The following is a 17,644-nucleotide window of genomic DNA, read 5'->3' on the forward strand; positions in this document are numbered from 1 at the left end:
ACAAATGACAAATGACAAAATTAACTAACTTTGAAAGCCTCGACAGTCTCTTGTAACTGTTGAGAAATCTCCACCGTTTGTTGTAGAGATTCGGAAACTTGACGAGAAGAATCACTGGTGCGTTGTGATATAGCAGCAATATCTTTCATCAATTGGCTAACACTTTGTGATGTTTCAACTTGAGATGCAGTTGCACTGGAAATCGACTGTACTAAGGAGTCAATTTGACGCGATACATCTAAAATTTCACTCAAGCTTTGTTTCGCCTCCTCCACGATTAGAGTCCCTTCTACCACTTGGGTAGTGCCTATTTCCATCGCTTGAACCACTTCACTGGTTTCTCGTTGGATATTTTCAACAATTTGTTCAATTTCTTGGGTTGCTGCGGCACTTCTGACTGCTAATTCGCCGACTTCTTCAGCAACTACGGCAAAACCTTGACCTTCTTCACCTGCACGCGCTGCTTCAATGCCGGCGTTAATGGCTAGTAAGTTAGTTTGAATGGCGATTTGGTTAATCAAGGAAACTACACGGGAAATTTGTTGCGAAGATTCTCCCAAACGTTTCACCTTCTTAGCAGTTTCACCCACAGTTTCCCGTAAAGATAGGATATTTTGTACTGTCAAATCCATCGCGTGTCCACTCTTGGTAGCAGTGTTAGCGGCATGATTGGCAACGAAAGCAGCTTTTTCGGCGCTTTCGGCTACAGCTTTCATGGATTGGGTCATTTGGTCAACAGCATCTAGGGTGCGGTTGATTTCGGCAGCTTGCGTAAGCGCTTCTTCTGCTAGGTGGCGCATTGCTCCTTCGTTAGAGCCAATGGCAGTATTAACGTGGGTGGCAGCTTTTTGAACTTGGGTAACAATATCGCGGAGACTTTCGACAATTGAGTTGAAAAAGTCGGCAACAGTGCCGATTTCTCCAGCCGTCACGTCTGCACGTACCGTCAAGTCGCCTCTGGCTGCACCTTCTACGTCGTTGAGTAGTTCTAAAAGTTGTTGTTGCAGTGTTTCTTTTTGATGCCGTTCATCGTCAGAATCGGTGATTCCAATATTCCTAACTTGTTCTATCTCCTCTAATAACTTGGCTTGTTCTAAGGCATAGCCAACTTGAGTTGTTATCTGTTGAAATAAGTCAATTTCCGGCTGTTGCCAAATATGAACAGTTTCGCAATGATGAGCAATTAATAAGCCTAAAAGTTTTTCTTGAGCAAGAATTGGTACAACCAAATTACCTTTTACGGCAAATTTTTCTAATAGTTGAATGTAACTATTGGCATTTTTCAAACTTTGGTCTTGATGAATATTTGCAACTGCTTGCACCTGTCCATCACTCTCGATTTCTATATAACGTTCCCGAAAATAAGGATCGTCGATTTTCACTCCGAGCATTTCCGGCCAATTACCAGTTACCGACTCCGCAACAACAACGCCATCCCGATTATCTGAATTCAGGCTATAAATTATTACTCGGTCTGTTTTTAGAACTTGCTGAACTTCTTTCACTGCTGCGTGATAAATATCTTCAGTTTTCAGACTTCTCCGAATTCGTAAGGTAATATCTGCTAGTAATTTTGCCCCTTCAACATCTACTTCTTGTTCTTTAACTAAAACCTGCAATTGTTCGGCCATCAGGTTGATATTTGCACTCAATACCCCTAATTCGTCTTCTCTTTCGATTTCCACACGGGTATTGAATTTACCTTGACCAAGCTTTGTTAATGCCGCAGTTGCATTGAGAATTGGCAGTGTAGTAAGTTTAGCTAACCAAGATGCGATCGCACCCACAATCAATGCTGTCAGTGCTGTACCAATCGCTATAGTCCACAACAATTGTCTTTGCGGCTCAAATACAGTTGCAGTGTCTGTGGACAAAAGTACTTGCCAGTTTAAATCAGGTAAGCCATCTAGCTTGGTGGCTGGTACGTAGCTGACTAATTTTTGTTTTTTGTCCGTTTTAGGAACATCTATAAAACTATCTACCTTGTTTGCTGTCAGCAGTTTGGGTAAATTAGCATACTCTCCCTTTGCCTCTTTCCCCAATAATCCCTTTTGGGGACTCAAGAAAACTGTTCCTGAAGCATCAAGCAACTGGTATTGTTGTCCATTGGCTACGTAGTTTTTGATGACTTCTTCTAAGGATGTTACAGGCAGCCGCGCTCTTACTACACCAATGGTTTGACCTGTCCTTTTCTCTTTCACAGGTGCAGCTATATAAATACTCACTACACCAGCATTTTTTACTGCTTCCGGTTTACTGATGACAGGAGTATCTTTTTGTAAAGCATCTTGAAAGTAGGTAAAGTCTTTTTGATTTTCCAGGGGTTCGCCTGTGGATTGGACAATTAAATTACCTTGACGATCAAAAACAGCCACGCTGTCATAAGCTTTGTAGACTTCGACAATTCGATCTAAAACTGCTTGTTTTTGTGAATTGCTGATACTATCTTGGGAACTTGTCAAAAAAGGCAAACTTGATATTACCTGAATATCTCCGTAGCGTCCCCACATGAAGCGGTTAATTTTATCACTTAAACCAGTTGCTTCAGCTTGTTGAGACTGGGTAATTTGCTTAGTAATGGACTTGTTGGCAAAAGTAAAAGCGATCGCACCAATGCCCAATACTGGTATTGTACCGATTGCGATCGCTAAAATAGTCGCCTTCTTAGCCAATCCGAGTTTTGTAAAAAAGGCAAAAGCCTGATTCAGCGAAGAATTATTAGCAGTTCCGCTACTATTCTTAGTTGGTAGTTTTATGACACCACTAGTTATTTTTTGCGATGAAATTAGCGATGCTCTATTTTGAGCGCTGTTACCTTGATTTGTGTTGGTTTTATTAAACATAAAAATAGTTCTCCTAACTATGTGAATAAGAACACTAAAAATCCTTTTTAGTAGTACATTTTAATCACTGCGGAGAATAGAAGACTGCCCAATTGCCTGTGCATCTAATACCAGCAAGATTTCTTCTTGTTGGACAACGCAGCCACATAAATAAGGAACTAAACTGGATGCCACTTGTCCTATAGGAGAATGAATCTCATCAGCAATGAACTTAGTTGTACCTTTGATTTCTTGCACAACTAAACCTAGCACTAATGATTCAACTTGGATAACGATCGTACTGTATTGCCGCAGTCGATAATCGAGAGATTCTAAATTGAGCATTCTTGGTAAATCAACTACCCAAATTATCCGACTCCGCCAATTCATTAATCCTAATATGCAGGTGGGCATATTAGGCATTGAAGTTACAGATTCAATAGGTACAAGAATTGCTTCTTGCGTATGCTTCATTGATAAAACAGCAGCAGTCTGTTGATTTAGCTGAAACTTTAGATAACTGTCTGCTAAATTATTTTGATTTGGTTTTAAAGGAAGTGTAATGTTTGTACTAGTCATTGATTCAAATTACCACCGATTTAATAGTACGTAGGAGATGTTCGCGGGTGTAAGGTTTAGTTATGTAGGCATCTGCACCTTGTCTCATTGCCCATAAACGGTCAATCTCTTGGTTTTTAGAACTACAAATCACAATCGGCACTTTTGCAGTAATCGGATTTCTTCTCAGAGAACGACACAATTCAAATCCGCTCATCTCTGGCATTACTACATCAGTAACTATCGCATCTGGTTTTTCTAACACAGCTTTTTCTAAACCCTCTTTTGCACCACTTGCTTTAATTACGTTGTAACCACTCTCTTTGAGATAATGGCTCATTAATTCCAATTCACTGGGAGAATCTTCTACAATCAAAATTGTGCCAAGTAAAGTTAGACTCACTATATAAATCTCCTAAAAAATAACTTAAGGCGATTAAATTTGCTTATAGTTATTGGTTGCTACTAAAATTAACCAAGATGTTTAAAAACCATTTTTAGTAATTCTGATTGTGTAAAAGGCTTAGTCAAATATCCTGACGACCTAACCATTTTCGCTTTTGCCCTGTCGATAAATCCTGTTCTACCAGTCACCATAATGATAGGTGTGTGTTTAAAAGCTGAATGTTTTCGTAATAAGGAACATAGCTCATAACCATCTAAGCTTGGCATCTCAACATCTAATAAAATCAGATCGGGCTTACTCCGCAAAATTTGCATTAAAGCCTTCACCGGATCGTTTATCATCACAACAGAAAATGTATTTTCATCCAAAAAGTGTTTAATAGAATTTAAAACTGTTTGGCTATCATCAATGCAGGCAATTGTATATAGTTTTTTGGTAGCAGGTAGTTGATTAGTTTTATTATTTTCAGGAATATCAAAGTTGATTGATATCGGCAACTTTTGCCCAAGTTTTATTTGTAGTGGTGGCTGAGTTTGAGATGGTTGTATTTTAGATAAAACTTGGGAACCTGCACCAGACGGAATTGATGACTGGATATTTTGCCGATTTCTTAACTGTCTTTGACAGTGTTCAACAAGTAACCGCAAATCCAGGCGACAGAACTTTGGTAGCTCATCCAAAGAGCTTTCCGGGCTGAATTCATAGCTACCTTCTTTTAAACACAGGAATGATTCCAGTACTTCTTTTGCCAATTCGTCTATCAGGCTTGCTGCTTGCACAGCAGTAATATAATCCTGATTGACTAACCAACAAATAGCTTGGTAATCCGCATTGGGTATTGATTGATGTTCATTCTTCGTCTCAAACATCAGCCGCATTTGCACGCGAGTGGCGCTGTTGAGAGCAGGAATCTGCTGGCTTAAGCGTCGCAAGTGACTGTCAAGCCGCTCAAACAGTTTATCTGAATAGGAGGCATAAGTAAGTTTACCGTCCTCTAGATAAATTGACCAAGAAACTATTCCAGTAAATATGCTTAAGCACCCTGTAGCACGGCGGCTGGTTAATTGTGCCAACAGAGATAGTGGATGTAGTTTCTGGAACAACCTGTAGCTACCTATAGGAGTTGTGCTCATTTTGCTTTTACTTCAGCTAAATTCGATACGTGTTGGCTAAATTAGTATAGAGTTATTCCACAATTGAAATCAGCTAAAAAGCATCAAACTTTTGTATTTTAAAGTACATCAGTTTATATCTAGGTTTGTGGTAAAACTCAACGAAAGTAGCGTTATTTTCAGATGAGTAAATCTTAGTAAATTCATAAATCGTTATTAATTTACTTACTGTTACTGAGATTGATAAACATCTTGCGAGAATAAGACATAAAAATGTCAAGACTAGATGAAGCCACTTTCCATTGAGTAACCCCCATCTGACCACAGGAATAATACTGATTTTGTAGATAGTGATATATTTGAATTTATGTATTTACACTGAAGTAAGCTCTATTTTTGAAGGAGCTAAACGCTAGATGAAGCCACTTTGTATCGAGTTACTTCAACTTGACCACAGTAATAATACTGGTTTATTGATAATAATAAATTGATTTTTTATATGTTTTAGTTTCATGAACAGAGATAATAGTATGTCTTATTTCACTGTTCATACCTCGGTAGATGCTGCGGAAGCCTTACCAGCAGAATTTCTCGAAAAGTTCCAGAAAAAGTATTAGCAGCAGGATTAGTAGTTTTCCATTCTATAACTGCGTCATCGTGAGAACTTTCGATGATATTATCTGCGCTATCAATAATTTTTTTTCACAGGAAAATCAGGAATGGGATATGTAATTTGTGCTGAGGAAATATTAGAAAATACTAAGTTGAAAAGCAAAACTAGTAGTCTGCCCCATTAAATTTGAGGGGTAAATACGCTTGTAGTGAGGACTTTAGTCCTCAAATATTCAAGCACTAAAGTGCTTACTACAAACCTAGCGAAATTAATGGGACAGACCACTAGTTTGTCTTAATGACAATAATCTGTCACCGACAAAAAAATTAGTCACTGCACAGTATAACTACCAGCCTAGATAAGGCAATTCAATTTATTAAAAATGCGGATAAAAGGACTTGAACCTTCACTCCTTTCGGAACTAGAACCTAAATCTAGCGCGTCTGCCAATTTCGCCATATCCGCATCAGTTTACTATCATACCATAAGAAATTATTTTTGTGAATAGGGAATTAGGGGGACAAGGGGAGCAGGGAGGAGAGGGACAAGGGGACAAGGGGACAAGGGGACAAGGTGACAAGGTGACAAGGGGACAAGGTGACAAGGTGACAAGGTGACAAGGTGACAAGGTGACAAAAGTTTAGAACTTACAACAAGTCTTTCCCCTTGTCCCCAATTCTCCTTGTCCCCAGTCCTCTTGTCCCTCTGCCCCATTCCCAATGCCCAATGCCCCATACCCAATTACATAACCGCAACACGAGGCAAACGATGCTTGAACCCGCAGAGAATTTCCCATGAAATAGTATTTAGTTGTTCTGCCCAATCGTCTGCGGAAATTTGTTCTTTTCCCTGTTCCCCTAGTAAGGTGACTACTTCTCCTTCTTGGATATTGGGTATAGCACTTACATCCAGCATCAACTGATCCATTGTAATTGTGCCGATTTGCGACACTCTCTGACCACGAATTAACACCTGCATTTTGTTAGAAAGACTACGAGGAACGCCGTCAGCATAGCCAATTCCCACAACAGCGAGGCGAAGTTCACGCGGGGCAATAAATTTATGCCCGTAGCTAACAGCAGTTCCTGCCGCAATTGTTTTAACTTGGGTGACTCGTGCTTTAAGTTGCAAAACAGGCTTGAGGTCGATCGCATTTTGTAAATGCGGTGCTGGGTAAAGTCCATAAACGGCTAAACCTACTCGCACAATATCGTAGTGCAATGCCGGATTTGTGAGTGCAGCTGCTGAGTTTGCCAAGTGCAAGCAAGGCACTTCAATTCCCATAGCTTTGATTTGAGCGATCGCTTCCTCAAATCGTCTATGCTGTTCTTCCATTGCCGTTGTATCAGGATCGTCTGCTGTTGCCAAATGAGAATAAATACTGGCAATCGATAGATGTGGTAAGCGCTGCACTAATTGCACAAATTCACCAGCTTGCTGCCAATTAGTTCCTAACCTAGACATACCCGTGTCTAATTTGATGTGTACGGGCACTGGCGAACCATGATTCATGGATTCCAGAATATTGGAAAATACCAAAGCTTGCTTAGGGCTACAGAGTGTGGGCTGAAGTTTCCATTGTGCGATCGCATGAATCTGCTCTGGTGTATGAGTTGCTCCTAAAATCAAAATGGGCGCTTCAATCCCGCCTTCTCGCAATTGAATAGCTTCTGGAACTGTAGCGACTCCCAGCCAACTAGCTCCCGATTGAATTACAGTTTGGGCAACTGTCACCGCACCATGTCCATAAGCATCAGCTTTTACTACTGCCATCAACTGGGTACGCGGTGATAAAAACTGCACCAATTGCTGTACGTTGTACGACAACGCCCCCAAATCAATTTCTACCCAAGCTCGTTGCGAAAACCACGCGTAGGTGTCGCACTGCTGATTAGGAACTACACCAGGGATTTGTTTGCGACTTAACATTTGTACTGACTCCTATCCCACCACGGCTAAACTTTCAAGTTATCTATCTATACACGCTCCTAAAAGCGAGATCAGATTAAATAGGAAGTTTAACCTTCATATTGGAAGTGATACAAGATGTTGCAGTAGTAAACTAAAAGTTAAGATTTATGAGTAGGGAGTTAAAGGTAAATCTTATGGCTCGGTTTTTTGCTGTGTTATTTGCATTAACCTACGTAAAATCCTTGGTGTGACGTTAGAAGTTTTACTTCCAAACTCCTAACTCTTCACTCATAACTCTTAAGTCATAAATTAATTGCCGAATTCTGCCGAAAGTATAATTTATTCTCATCTCCCTAGCAGGGTGTATTTGTGTTAACATTTATGTAAAGCTAATACCCTGAGCGCAGATAAATGGGGAAGGTTTTAGTCTTAAACGCATCTTACGAACCTCTCAATATAACGAGTTGGCGGCGTGCTGTGGTTCTGTTAATCAAGGGCAAAGCAGAACGCGTAGAACACAACGGTAAATTTTTGTACTCGGATTTTCCGTTGCCGACCGTAATCCGGTTACGTCATTACGTGCGTGTTCCTTATAAAGAAATTCCTCTAACTCGCCGAAATATATTGCACCGTGATGGTCATGCCTGTCAATACTGTGGTTACACAGGAGATGAGTTGACTTTAGACCATGTAATACCGCGATCGCGCGGCGGGGGCGATGCCTGGGAGAACATTGTGACAGCTTGTGTCCGTTGCAATGTAAAAAAAGGCAGTCGGACTCCCCATGAAGCTCACATGCCTTTACGCCATCCTCCTCGCCAACCTTATAGCAGCCTCTATTTCGAAGTCAGCAAACATCTTAAGAGTGGACTGCATACAGAGTGGCAAAAGTATGTTATAGGTCTTTGAGCAAAAACGCAGAGGAGCAGAGGATAAAAAAGAAATACCTTATTGCTTTGGGAGCAACCCAACAGCTTTAGTAATGGAGTGTTGAAAAATTGGCGGCTATATGGCTCGTCACAAAGGCGATCGCGTCTCGTAGATTGGCGCAATGGTCAATGCTCAAGCCTATACACTTATGTATGTGGTTCAAATTTTGCTAGGCATCCTCTCTGATTTCTGAGACTTTTCAAAGGGGATACAAACAGGCGTTGTTAATTAAAAGTAATTGTTAATTGCTCAATAGTCATAATAATGAGATTATTGAGCATAAGAATATTTGAAATATCAAGGACTAACCCTAAAGTATAAAATAGAAAGTATACCCTAAGTCAGATAAAAAATTCAGATAAAAATCCTGCTGATTCAATTTAAGGAAGAGAAAAAAGCTCCTCAAACAGATTTATGCTGCCAGATACAGCCGAATATACAAAACTTGCTTGTTTTCAGCACTCATATACCCTCTAGTGGAATTTAATTGATATCAAGCGCTGTTACTGACAAAAAATATACTTAGATGTATAGTGCAATGTCTTGATATTTTTGCGAAGATCAAAATAATGTGGCTACATTCAGTGAATTGCTGATCTTAGTATTTCTGAATTAAAGGAGCCTCACACTTTAAAAAAGTTCCCTATGTACTTGAATTCTCCCGTTACTCAGTTTGAGAGTTTGTCATTGACCACAGCAGAGCCAAACCCAGAGGAACCTGAAATCGAGAAAGCGCCAGTGGAAGTTGCATTTAAAAGTCCATCATTACCGCCATCGGTAGGTGACGGAGCTATATTTCTTAGTCACCGTGGTAATTCTCTGGCACAACAAAAGTCCGAAGAACTGCAAAAAACCCTCTTGGCACATCGACACGATCGCCAACTGGTAATTTTGCAAGATTTTCCTGACCCTGATGCCCTTTCTTGTGCATGGGCTTATCAGTTAATTGCCCAGCAATATGATATCAAATGCGAAATCATTTATGCTGGCGCATTGAGCCATCAAGAAAATATTGCCTTGGTAAGGCTGACTAACTTACCTATCCAACGCTGGACACCGCAAACCTTGAAAACTAAAGATTTGTCATCTTATCAAGGTTTTGTATTAATTGATAACCAGGGAACTACTTCACAGCTACTATCAGCAGTGCAGCAGGCTAAGATTCCCCTAGTGGTACTCGTTGACCATCATAGTATCCAAGGCGATCTGCAATCAGAGTTTGAGGATATCCGTCCTTACGTAAGAGCAACGGCAACAATTTTTACACAGTATCTCCAAACGGGATTACTAGCATTAGATAGCAGCATAAATCAACACGTTAAATGTGCCACTGCCTTGATGCACGGCTTGCGATCGGATACAAATCGGTTAATGCAAGCGCAAGAAGAAGACTTTATGGCAGCTGCGTATTTAAGCCGATTTTATGATGCCCAATTGCTAAACGCCATTTTACAGGCGAACCGTTCCAAGCGGGTAATGGATGTGATCGAGCGATCGCTAAAAAATCGCATCGTTCAAAATAACTTTTCCATTGCTGGTGTTGGTTACTTACGCTACGATGACCGCGATGCCATTCCCCAAGCGGCTGATTTTCTCGTCACCGAAGAAAACGTTCACACTGCCGTAGTTTATGGCATTGTTCACGATGAAGACGATGAACTGGAAATAGTCATCGGTTCCCTGAGAACTAGCAAACTTACCCTTGACCCTGATGAATTCATCAAAGAAGCCTTTGGACAAGATAGCGCCGGGCGCTTTTTTGGTGGTGGAAGGACAAGCGCAGGCGGCTTTGAAATTCCGATGGGCTTCTTATCTGGCAGCAACGAAAATTCCGCTTATGCGAAAATGAAGTGGGAAGTATTTGACGCTCAAATTAAGCAAAAACTGCTGAGGTTGGTTAATCCTAGAGACAACCCGATTCAGTCGGAGTAGAGGGAACTCAAGGAGAGGCGGAGAACTCCTAACTAATGCAGCAGTCAAAGTGTTTGTTCATATAGCATCCCTTCCCGATTTTTGATAAAAGTCGGGAATTTGGGTTTTATGACGAAGGCTGAATTAAATCAAAGTTAACTTGCGCCTACTTATTTATTTGTGAAGAAGGAGCGCCATGAAGTCTATAAAACTCCAAATCTTACAAACTCTGTATGAGCAAGATTTTTATGCTTGGGTAGAGCAGACAGCAGAGCTTTTGCGATCGCATCAATGGGACACGCTGGATTTAGAACACTTAATTGAGGAAGTGGTGGACTTGGGTAAGAGTCAACAGCGAGCGTTGCAAAGTGCGTTGCGGTTAGTCTTATCGCATTTGTTGAAATGGAAGTATCAACCAGAACATCGTAGTCGCAGTTGGCAAGTGACCATTACCCGTGAGCGACTGAATATAGATGAATTGCTGGAAGAAAGTCCTAGCTTGCGGCGTTTTTTAAATGATGCCGAGTGGATCAATACTACTTATCAGCGATCGCGGCGAGAGGCAATAGTGGAAACAAGTTTATCAGAAGATAACTTTGCGATCGCTTGTCCGTTTTCTGTTGATGAGATTTTAGATTTAGACTTTTATCCTAACGCTGACGAATAACCGTGATCTTGTCTTGTGAGCGATCACTGAAAAATCGCATTGTGCAAAACGCTCATTGTATATTTAATTTAAAGAATGACAAGCTTTGCTTACCTAGATTATGAGTACCCTAAATGAAGTAGAACTCGCTGTTAGTCAACTTTCACCAGAGGATTTAGCTGCTTTTCGTGCTTGGTTTGCGGAATTCGATGCAGCAGCCTGGGATAAACAGATTGAAAAAGATGTGGCTGCTGGTCGGTTAGATGAATTGGCAGAGAAAGCACTCAAACATCTCCGAGAAGGTCGTTGTACTGACCTGTGAAACATCAAGCAACCCCAGATTTTTGGTATTACTATCGCCAGTTACCAATTGATATCCAAGAGCTTGCTGATCGATGTTATGAGTTTCTTCGGGAAGATCCCAAATATCCATCATTGCATTTCAAAAAAGTTGGTCAGTTTTGGTCAGTGCGTATTGGTGTATATTATCGGGCGCTTGCTGTAAAAGAAGATGAAAATTTTGTATGGTTTTGGATTGGGTCACATCCAGAGTATGACAAATTGCTAAGTGGTAAATAGCGTTTTAAGATTGCCTAAGAGCAGCCTAACCGATCACTCATAATACAAAGTATGGAACTATACTTAATTCGTCATGGCATCGCCGAAGACAAGGGATTAGGCATCAAGGATGAGGAACGCAGCCTTACCAAAGAAGGAAGGCAAAAAACTGAGAAAGTAGCCCAGAAACTTGTTAAATTGGGTTTAAGCTTTGATTTGATTCTCACCAGCCCCTTAGTGCGGGCCCGCCAAACGGCTGAAATCCTGATAGCAGAAAAACTAAGCTCTCAGTTAGAGGAATCTAGCCACCTCGCCCACGATGGTCAAATTTCTAATTGGCTCAAAGACTGGTTAGAACCGAGAAATTATTCCCAAAATACCCAACTGGCGCTGGTTGGACACGAACCTGATTTGACCAATTGGGCAGAAATTCTCCTGTGGGGAGAAGTCAAAGAAAGCTTAGTCTTGAAAAAAGCAGGTATGATTGGGATAAAACTACCAGAAACAGGTTCTCCTCTGGGTCGGAGTCAGATGTTTTGGTTGACACCACCCAAGTACCTGCTATAACAGTTTTCCAACATTTTCGATTGTTGTTAGAACGGCTACTGTTATGGCGACAATAAATTTCTGGTAAGTTAGCTTGATCAGATATTTCAAAAAGCAAATGGTGGTGCCATGATGGTGTGCGAATACAAGCCTGGTTTAGAAGGCATTCCCGCCGCTCAATCAAGTATCAGCTATGTTGATGGGCAAAAAGGAATACTAGAATATCGTGGCATCCGGATTGAAGAACTAGCAGAAAAAAGTACATTCCTAGAAACTGCTTATCTCTTAATCTGGGGTGAACTGCCAAGCAAGGAAGAACTGGAAGGATTTGAGCATGAAGTTCGTTACCACCGGCGGATAAAATACCGCATTCGGGACATGATGAAATGCTTTCCAGAAAGCGGTCACCCAATGGATGCCCTACAAGCCTCTGCTGCTGCTTTAGGTTTGTTTTATTCACTCCGGGATTTACATAATCCTGCCTACATTCGAGATTCCGTGGTGCGCCTGATAGCAACCATTCCGACGATGGTGGCGGCGTTCCAACTGATGCGAAAAGGCAATGACCCGGTACGTCCCCGTGATGACTTAGACTATTCGTCCAACTTTTTATACATGCTCGATGAGAAAGAACCCGATCCTTTAATGGCGCGGATTTTTGATATCTGCTTGATACTTCAAGTCGAGCATACAATGAATGCTTCTACCTTCAGTGCCAGGGTTACAGCTTCTACCTTAACTGATCCTTACGCTGTGGTTGCTAGTGCTGTGGGAACATTGGGTGGACCCCTGCATGGTGGAGCCAATGAAGAAGTAATTCAGATGTTGGAAAAAATTGGCTCTGTAGAAAATGTCCGTCCCTACATAGATCATTGTCTAGAAACTAAATCTAAGATTATGGGCTTTGGACATCGTGTGTATAAAGTAAAAGACCCACGAGCCATAATTTTACAAGGTCTAGCAGAGCAACTGTTTGAGAAGTTTGGCTATGACAAATTCTATGACATTGCTCAAGAAATGGAACGAGTGGTAGAGGAAAAACTCGGTAGCAAAGGGATTTATCCCAATATTGACTTTTACTCAGGTTTGGTGTATAGGAAGATGGGGATTCCTACAGACTTGTTTACACCAATATTTGCGATCGCTCGTGTTGCCGGTTGGCTAGCCCACTGGAAAGAACAACTAGCAGAAAACCGGATTTTCCGTCCTACCCAGGTTTACAACGGTTTGCACGAAGTTACTTATACTCCCATTGACAAACGGTAACTTGGGGATTGGGCATGGGGCATTGGGCGTTGGGCATGGGCAAGAGGACAAGGGGACAAGGAGAATTGGGGACAAGGGGAAAGACTTGTTTCAAATTCTCACCTCTTGTCCCCTTGTCCCCTTGTCTCCCCTGCCCCCTGCTCCCATTCCCTCTGCCCCTTTTGTCCCTTGAATAGCCAATCCCAATGCCAACCATAAGTAGAAGTTCTCATATCGCTTCAGAGGGCTAAAACCATCCAAGGATATACTAGGCATGGGAATTAGCGACAAATCTTCAATCAAGCATCATCTGGGCAAAAATTAAAAATGGGTGAATTTACAGGTATTAATTTAACTAATAGTTGTAACTCACCATGACTCGATGTCTTAAAGAGCGGAAACATGAACTCAGGAATTGACCTCCAAGGAACTTTTATTGAATCCCTCCGGGATTTAGGTATACCAGCAGGAACAGCCAAAGCGATTTGGATGCCCCTGCCAATGATACTGATGCTGATTGGGGCAACAGTGGGGGTATTAGTTGCTACTTGGCTAGAACGGAAAATTTCCGCCTCCGCACAGCAGCGAATTGGGCCAGAATACCAGGGGCCTTTTGGTTTGCTGGTACCTGTAGCTGATGGTTTGAAGCTGGTATTTAAAGAAGATATAGTACCAGCCAAGTCTGACCCCTGGCTGTTTACCCTCGGCCCCATTATTGTTGTAATTCCGGTTTTTCTGTCGTTCCTGATCGTTCCCTTTGGGCAGAATATCGTTATTAGCAATGTGGGCATGGGCGTATTCTTGTGGATTGCCTTGTCAAGCATTCAACCCATTGGCTTGCTGATGGCTGGCTACGCATCTAATAACAAATACTCCCTCTTAGGGGGCTTGCGGGCAGCAGCGCAATCTATTAGCTATGAAATTCCTTTGGCGCTGGCGGTGTTAGCGATCGCTATGATGTCTAACAGCCTCAGTACCGTTGATATTGTCAATCAACAATCTGGCTACGGCATTCTGGGTTGGAACATTTGGCGACAACCAATCGGTTTTCTGATCTTTTGGATAGCCGCTCTAGCTGAATGCGAACGATTACCCTTTGACTTACCTGAAGCGGAAGAAGAAATCGTCGCAGGTTATCAGACTGAATACTCAGGCATGAAATTCGGTCTGTTCTACCTGGGTTCCTACGTTAACTTGATCCTTTCTTCCTTATTAGTAGCAATTCTCTACCTGGGCGGTTGGGACTTTCCTATTCCCCTCAATCTCATCGCTGGTTGGCTGGGAGTCAGTGAATTAAATCCCGTGTTCCAGATAGTAACTGCTTCTTTGGGAATCACGATGACCGTCTTCAAAGCCTATTTACTAGTGTTTGTCGCCATCCTGTTGCGCTGGACAGTGCCACGGGTACGGATTGACCAACTGTTAGATTTAGGATGGAAGTTTTTGTTACCAGTTGGTTTGGTTAATCTTCTATTAACCGCCGCTCTGAAACTAGCCTTTCCCTTCGCTTTTGGTGGTTAGTCATTTAGTCATTAGTTATTAGTCATTTCTACAAATGACTAATGACCAAGGGCAAAAGACAAGGGATAAATAACGCTGATAGCTTAAAAAGAGAGAGTGAACCAAAAATGCTCAAGTTCCTGAAACAAGTTGGTGATTACGCCAAAGAAACGGTACAGGCTGCACGTTACATTGGTCAGGGGCTTTCTGTCACATTTGACCACATGCGGCGGCGACCGATTACCGTACAGTATCCTTACGAGAAACTAATTCCTGGCGAACGATTTCGCGGTAGGATTCACTTTGAATTTGATAAGTGCATCGCCTGCGAAGTTTGCGTTCGCGTTTGTCCAATTAACCTACCTGTAGTCGATTGGGAATACGACAAAGCCAGCAAAAAGAAAAAACTCAACCACTACAGCATCGACTTTGGAGTTTGTATCTTTTGCGGTAACTGTGTGGAATTTTGCCCTACTAACTGTCTATCCATGACAGAAGAGTATGAGCTTGCCACTTACGATCGCCATGAATTGAATTATGACAACGTAGCCCTAGGTCGTCTGCCCTATAAAGTAACAGATGACCCAATGGTTACACCACTGCGCGAACTAGTTTACCTACCCAAGGGTGTCCTCGAACCCCACGGACTGCCCGCAGATGCGCCACGTGCAGGTGCGCGTCCAGAAGACCTGGTAGAACAAGCAGAAAAATAAATGTCATTTGCAATTTGTCCATTGTCATTTGTCAATCGTCCCTTGTTATTTAACCAATGACTAATGACCAATGACCAATGACTAATGACCAATGACCAATGACTAATGACCAATGACAATTGACTAAGGACAAAAAACAGTGAATCTAGCAGAAGGAGTACAGTTAGTATCACTTGGCATACTGGGCGTGATGATGATTGGGGCAGCCATTGGTGTGGTGCTGTTCTCTAACATTGTCTATTCCGCCTTTATGCTGGGGGGTGTGTTTATCAGTATGGCGGGAATCTACCTGTTGCTAAATGGTGATTTTGTTGCAGCTGCACAAATCCTAATTTATGTTGGGGCGGTTAACGTGCTGATTTTGTTTGCCATTATGTTGGTGAACAAGCGTCAAGATTTTGTCGCATTTCCCAACTCTTGGGTGCGTAAATTACTTACTGGTCTAGTCAGCGTAGGATTGTTTGGTCTTTTAAGTACAATGGTGCTGGCTACTCCTTGGGCTTACTCAACTACTCCTGTAGTAGGTGGTGAAAGCTCAATAGTTGTAATTGGAGAGCATTTTTTCACTGACTTTTTACTACCTTTTGAACTGGCTTCCATTTTGCTGCTAATAGCGATGGTAGGAGCAATTATTTTGGCACGTCGTGAGTATTTGCCAGACCAATTGACACGATCCAATGTGGGGCAAACTGTTTTGACTTTACAAGAACGCCCCAGAGAACTAGTATCAACAACCAGCGAAACAAAAGAGTAATATTTGCGACCTGAATCGCAGATAAACAGCCAGTTTTTTCAGGAGGGATACCCAAATTCATGCAACTCCAGTACTTTTTATTACTAGCAGCAGCTTTATTTTGCATCGGCATCTACGGTTTAATTACCAGCCGCAACGCTGTGCGGGTGCTGATGTCAATTGAATTACTGCTCAATGCTGTTAATCTGAATTTAATGGCATTTTCCAACTTCCTCGACTCAACATTAATTAAGGGTCAGGTTTTCACAGTATTTGTGATTACCGTGGCCGCGGCCGAGGCGGCGGTGGGTTTAGCGATCGTGCTTGCCATTTATCGCAACCGCGATACCGTCGATATGGAGCAGTTTAATCTCCTGAAGTGGTAATTGTGCGTGCAACTCAAGCAGGTAATCATTGCTTATAAAGCGCGGGATGCCCGGAGTAAACAATGGGCAGAAATCTGTGCTAAACAACTAGAAAGCCGCGAGTGCCAGGTGTTGATGGGGCCGAGCGGGCCAAAAGACAACCCTTATCCAGTCTTTTTAGCTTCGGCGGCTCAACCAATCGATCTCGCCTTGGTACTCGGTGGCGATGGTACTGTTTTAACTGGTGCCAGACATTTAGCCCCAGCTGGTATCCCTATTCTGGGAGTGAATGTGGGAGGTCATCTGGGGTTTTTAACTGAGTCGGTGGAAGAATTTCAGGATACAGAGAAAGTTTGGGATCGGCTGTTTGAGGATCGCTATGCTATCCAACGACGGATGATGTTACAAGCTGCGGTGTATGAGGGTCACGGGTCTAATTTAGAACCAGTGAGTGAGCGTTACCTGGCTTTAAATGAATTTTGTGTCAAACCCGCCTCTGCTGACCGAATGATAACCTCAATTCTAGAAATGGAAATCGATGGTGAGGTAGTCGATCAGTACGTTGGGGATGGGTTGATTATTTCGACTCCCACAGGTTCTACTGGTTACACCGTTTCTGCTAATGGGCCGATTATGCACGATGGAATGGAGGCGCTTACCATAACTCCCATTTGTGCAATGAGCCTTTCTAGTCGCCCCCTCGTTTTACCCCCTGGTTCTGTGGTGAGTATTTGGCCTTTGGGGGATTACGATTTGAGTACCAAACTGTGGACAGATGGGGTGTTAGGGACTTCTATTTGGCCTGGACACCGCGTTGATGTGCGGATGGCAGAATGTCGGGCTAAATTTATTATTTTGCGCGAGAACAATTCCTACTATCAGACGCTACGGGAGAAGTTGCTTTGGGCTGGTACAAGGGTTCACTACAGCAATAATCACCGTAATTAATTAAGTATTTTAGAGTGCATCTACCGCAGATTGCGATCGCAGACCCGCCCACTTTATAGCGATCGCAACCAAAACCATCAAAGCCCCTAGATTTATCTAGGGGCTTTCCCCATTCTGCTGAGACTCA

18 protein-coding genes and 1 tRNA gene are annotated in these 17,644 nt (G+C 42.3%); 12 read left to right on the forward strand and 7 right to left on the reverse strand.

Features of this window, described 5'->3' with window-relative positions; translation table 11 throughout:
* Nucleotides 1–20 precede the first annotated feature (20 nt).
* The 6 genes from GJB62_RS11435 to alr form a co-directional block, all read right to left on the reverse strand.
* Nucleotides 21–2,843: a methyl-accepting chemotaxis protein gene (locus GJB62_RS11435; protein ID WP_114083492.1), complete on the reverse strand. Its 2,823-nt coding sequence runs from the start codon at nt 2,841–2,843 to the stop codon at nt 21–23.
* A 60-nt stretch (nt 2,844–2,903) separates the two neighbouring features.
* Nucleotides 2,904–3,401: a chemotaxis protein CheW gene (locus GJB62_RS11440; RefSeq protein WP_012411884.1), complete on the reverse strand. Its 498-nt coding sequence runs from the start codon at nt 3,399–3,401 to the stop codon at nt 2,904–2,906.
* Nucleotides 3,402–3,405: 4 nt separating this feature from the next.
* Nucleotides 3,406–3,783 carry a response regulator gene (locus tag GJB62_RS11445; protein WP_012411883.1) on the reverse strand — a complete coding sequence of 126 codons (378 nt, stop codon included), beginning with the start codon at nt 3,781–3,783 and terminating at the stop codon, nt 3,406–3,408.
* Between the two features lie 68 nt (nt 3,784–3,851).
* A complete protein-coding gene (locus tag GJB62_RS11450; RefSeq protein WP_114083491.1) occupies nt 3,852–4,919 on the reverse strand; it encodes a response regulator in 1,068 nt (355 codons plus the stop codon).
* A 975-nt stretch (nt 4,920–5,894) separates the two neighbouring features.
* A tRNA-Leu gene (locus GJB62_RS11455) sits at nt 5,895–5,976 on the reverse strand.
* 276 nt (nt 5,977–6,252) lie between these two features.
* Nucleotides 6,253–7,440 carry an alanine racemase gene (gene alr / locus GJB62_RS11460; RefSeq protein WP_114083490.1) on the reverse strand — a complete coding sequence of 396 codons (1,188 nt, stop codon included), beginning with the start codon at nt 7,438–7,440 and terminating at the stop codon, nt 6,253–6,255.
* A 393-nt stretch (nt 7,441–7,833) separates the two neighbouring features.
* On the opposite strand from alr, the gene GJB62_RS11465 reads away from it, so the two are divergent.
* The 7 genes from GJB62_RS11465 to GJB62_RS11495 all read left to right on the forward strand — a co-directional run bounded on the left by GJB62_RS11465 (nt 7,834) and on the right by GJB62_RS11495 (nt 13,279).
* The gene (locus GJB62_RS11465) at nt 7,834–8,331 is read left to right on the forward strand and encodes an HNH endonuclease (RefSeq protein WP_114083489.1); all 498 of its coding nucleotides are present in this window, start codon (nt 7,834–7,836) and stop codon (nt 8,329–8,331) included.
* A 666-nt stretch (nt 8,332–8,997) separates the two neighbouring features.
* Nucleotides 8,998–10,284 carry a bifunctional oligoribonuclease/PAP phosphatase NrnA gene (locus tag GJB62_RS11470; RefSeq protein WP_114083488.1) on the forward strand — a complete coding sequence of 429 codons (1,287 nt, stop codon included), beginning with the start codon at nt 8,998–9,000 and terminating at the stop codon, nt 10,282–10,284.
* 175 nt (nt 10,285–10,459) lie between these two features.
* On the forward strand, nt 10,460–10,930 hold the full coding sequence (locus GJB62_RS11475) for a DUF29 domain-containing protein (RefSeq protein WP_114083487.1): 471 nt from the start codon (nt 10,460–10,462) through the stop codon (nt 10,928–10,930).
* Between the two features lie 100 nt (nt 10,931–11,030).
* Complete coding sequence (locus tag GJB62_RS11480; RefSeq protein WP_114083486.1) at nt 11,031–11,231, forward strand: hypothetical protein; 201 nt, start codon at nt 11,031–11,033, stop codon at nt 11,229–11,231.
* Nucleotides 11,228–11,488, forward strand: a complete 261-nt coding sequence (locus GJB62_RS11485; RefSeq protein ID WP_114083485.1) for a hypothetical protein — start codon at nt 11,228–11,230, stop codon at nt 11,486–11,488. The genes GJB62_RS11480 and GJB62_RS11485 overlap by 4 nt, the downstream gene beginning before the upstream one ends.
* Before the next feature lie 51 nt (nt 11,489–11,539).
* Nucleotides 11,540–12,034 (forward strand): phosphohistidine phosphatase SixA, encoded by a 495-nt coding sequence (sixA, locus tag GJB62_RS11490; protein ID WP_114083484.1) that lies wholly within the window; start codon nt 11,540–11,542, stop codon nt 12,032–12,034.
* Nucleotides 12,035–12,142: 108 nt separating this feature from the next.
* Nucleotides 12,143–13,279, forward strand: a complete 1,137-nt coding sequence (locus GJB62_RS11495; RefSeq protein WP_114083483.1) for a citrate synthase — start codon at nt 12,143–12,145, stop codon at nt 13,277–13,279.
* 90 nt (nt 13,280–13,369) lie between these two features.
* Here GJB62_RS11495 and GJB62_RS11500 read toward each other — a convergent pair whose 3' ends face one another.
* Complete coding sequence (locus tag GJB62_RS11500; RefSeq protein ID WP_159402507.1) at nt 13,370–13,534, reverse strand: hypothetical protein; 165 nt, start codon at nt 13,532–13,534, stop codon at nt 13,370–13,372.
* 126 nt (nt 13,535–13,660) lie between these two features.
* Between GJB62_RS11500 and nuoH the strand changes: the two genes are divergently transcribed.
* The 5 genes from nuoH (at nt 13,661) to GJB62_RS11525 (ending at nt 17,517) form a co-directional block, all read left to right on the forward strand.
* Nucleotides 13,661–14,779, forward strand: coding sequence for an NADH-quinone oxidoreductase subunit NuoH (gene nuoH / locus GJB62_RS11505; protein WP_114083481.1), 1,119 nt, complete (start codon nt 13,661–13,663; stop codon nt 14,777–14,779).
* A gap of 107 nt (nt 14,780–14,886) precedes the next feature.
* A complete protein-coding gene (ndhI, locus tag GJB62_RS11510; RefSeq protein WP_114083496.1) occupies nt 14,887–15,471 on the forward strand; it encodes an NAD(P)H-quinone oxidoreductase subunit I in 585 nt (194 codons plus the stop codon).
* Between the two features lie 139 nt (nt 15,472–15,610).
* Nucleotides 15,611–16,225, forward strand: coding sequence for an NADH-quinone oxidoreductase subunit J (locus tag GJB62_RS11515; protein ID WP_114083480.1), 615 nt, complete (start codon nt 15,611–15,613; stop codon nt 16,223–16,225).
* Between the two features lie 59 nt (nt 16,226–16,284).
* Complete coding sequence (gene nuoK, locus GJB62_RS11520) at nt 16,285–16,590, forward strand: NADH-quinone oxidoreductase subunit NuoK (protein ID WP_006199065.1); 306 nt, start codon at nt 16,285–16,287, stop codon at nt 16,588–16,590.
* 6 nt (nt 16,591–16,596) lie between these two features.
* Nucleotides 16,597–17,517 (forward strand): NAD(+) kinase, encoded by a 921-nt coding sequence (locus tag GJB62_RS11525; RefSeq protein WP_114083479.1) that lies wholly within the window; start codon nt 16,597–16,599, stop codon nt 17,515–17,517.
* Nucleotides 17,518–17,644: the final 127 nt, after the last annotated feature.

Origin of the sequence: Nostoc sp. ATCC 53789 (genome assembly GCF_009873495.1) — a bacterium.
Classification (GTDB): Bacteria; Cyanobacteriota; Cyanobacteriia; order Cyanobacteriales; family Nostocaceae; genus Nostoc; species Nostoc muscorum_A.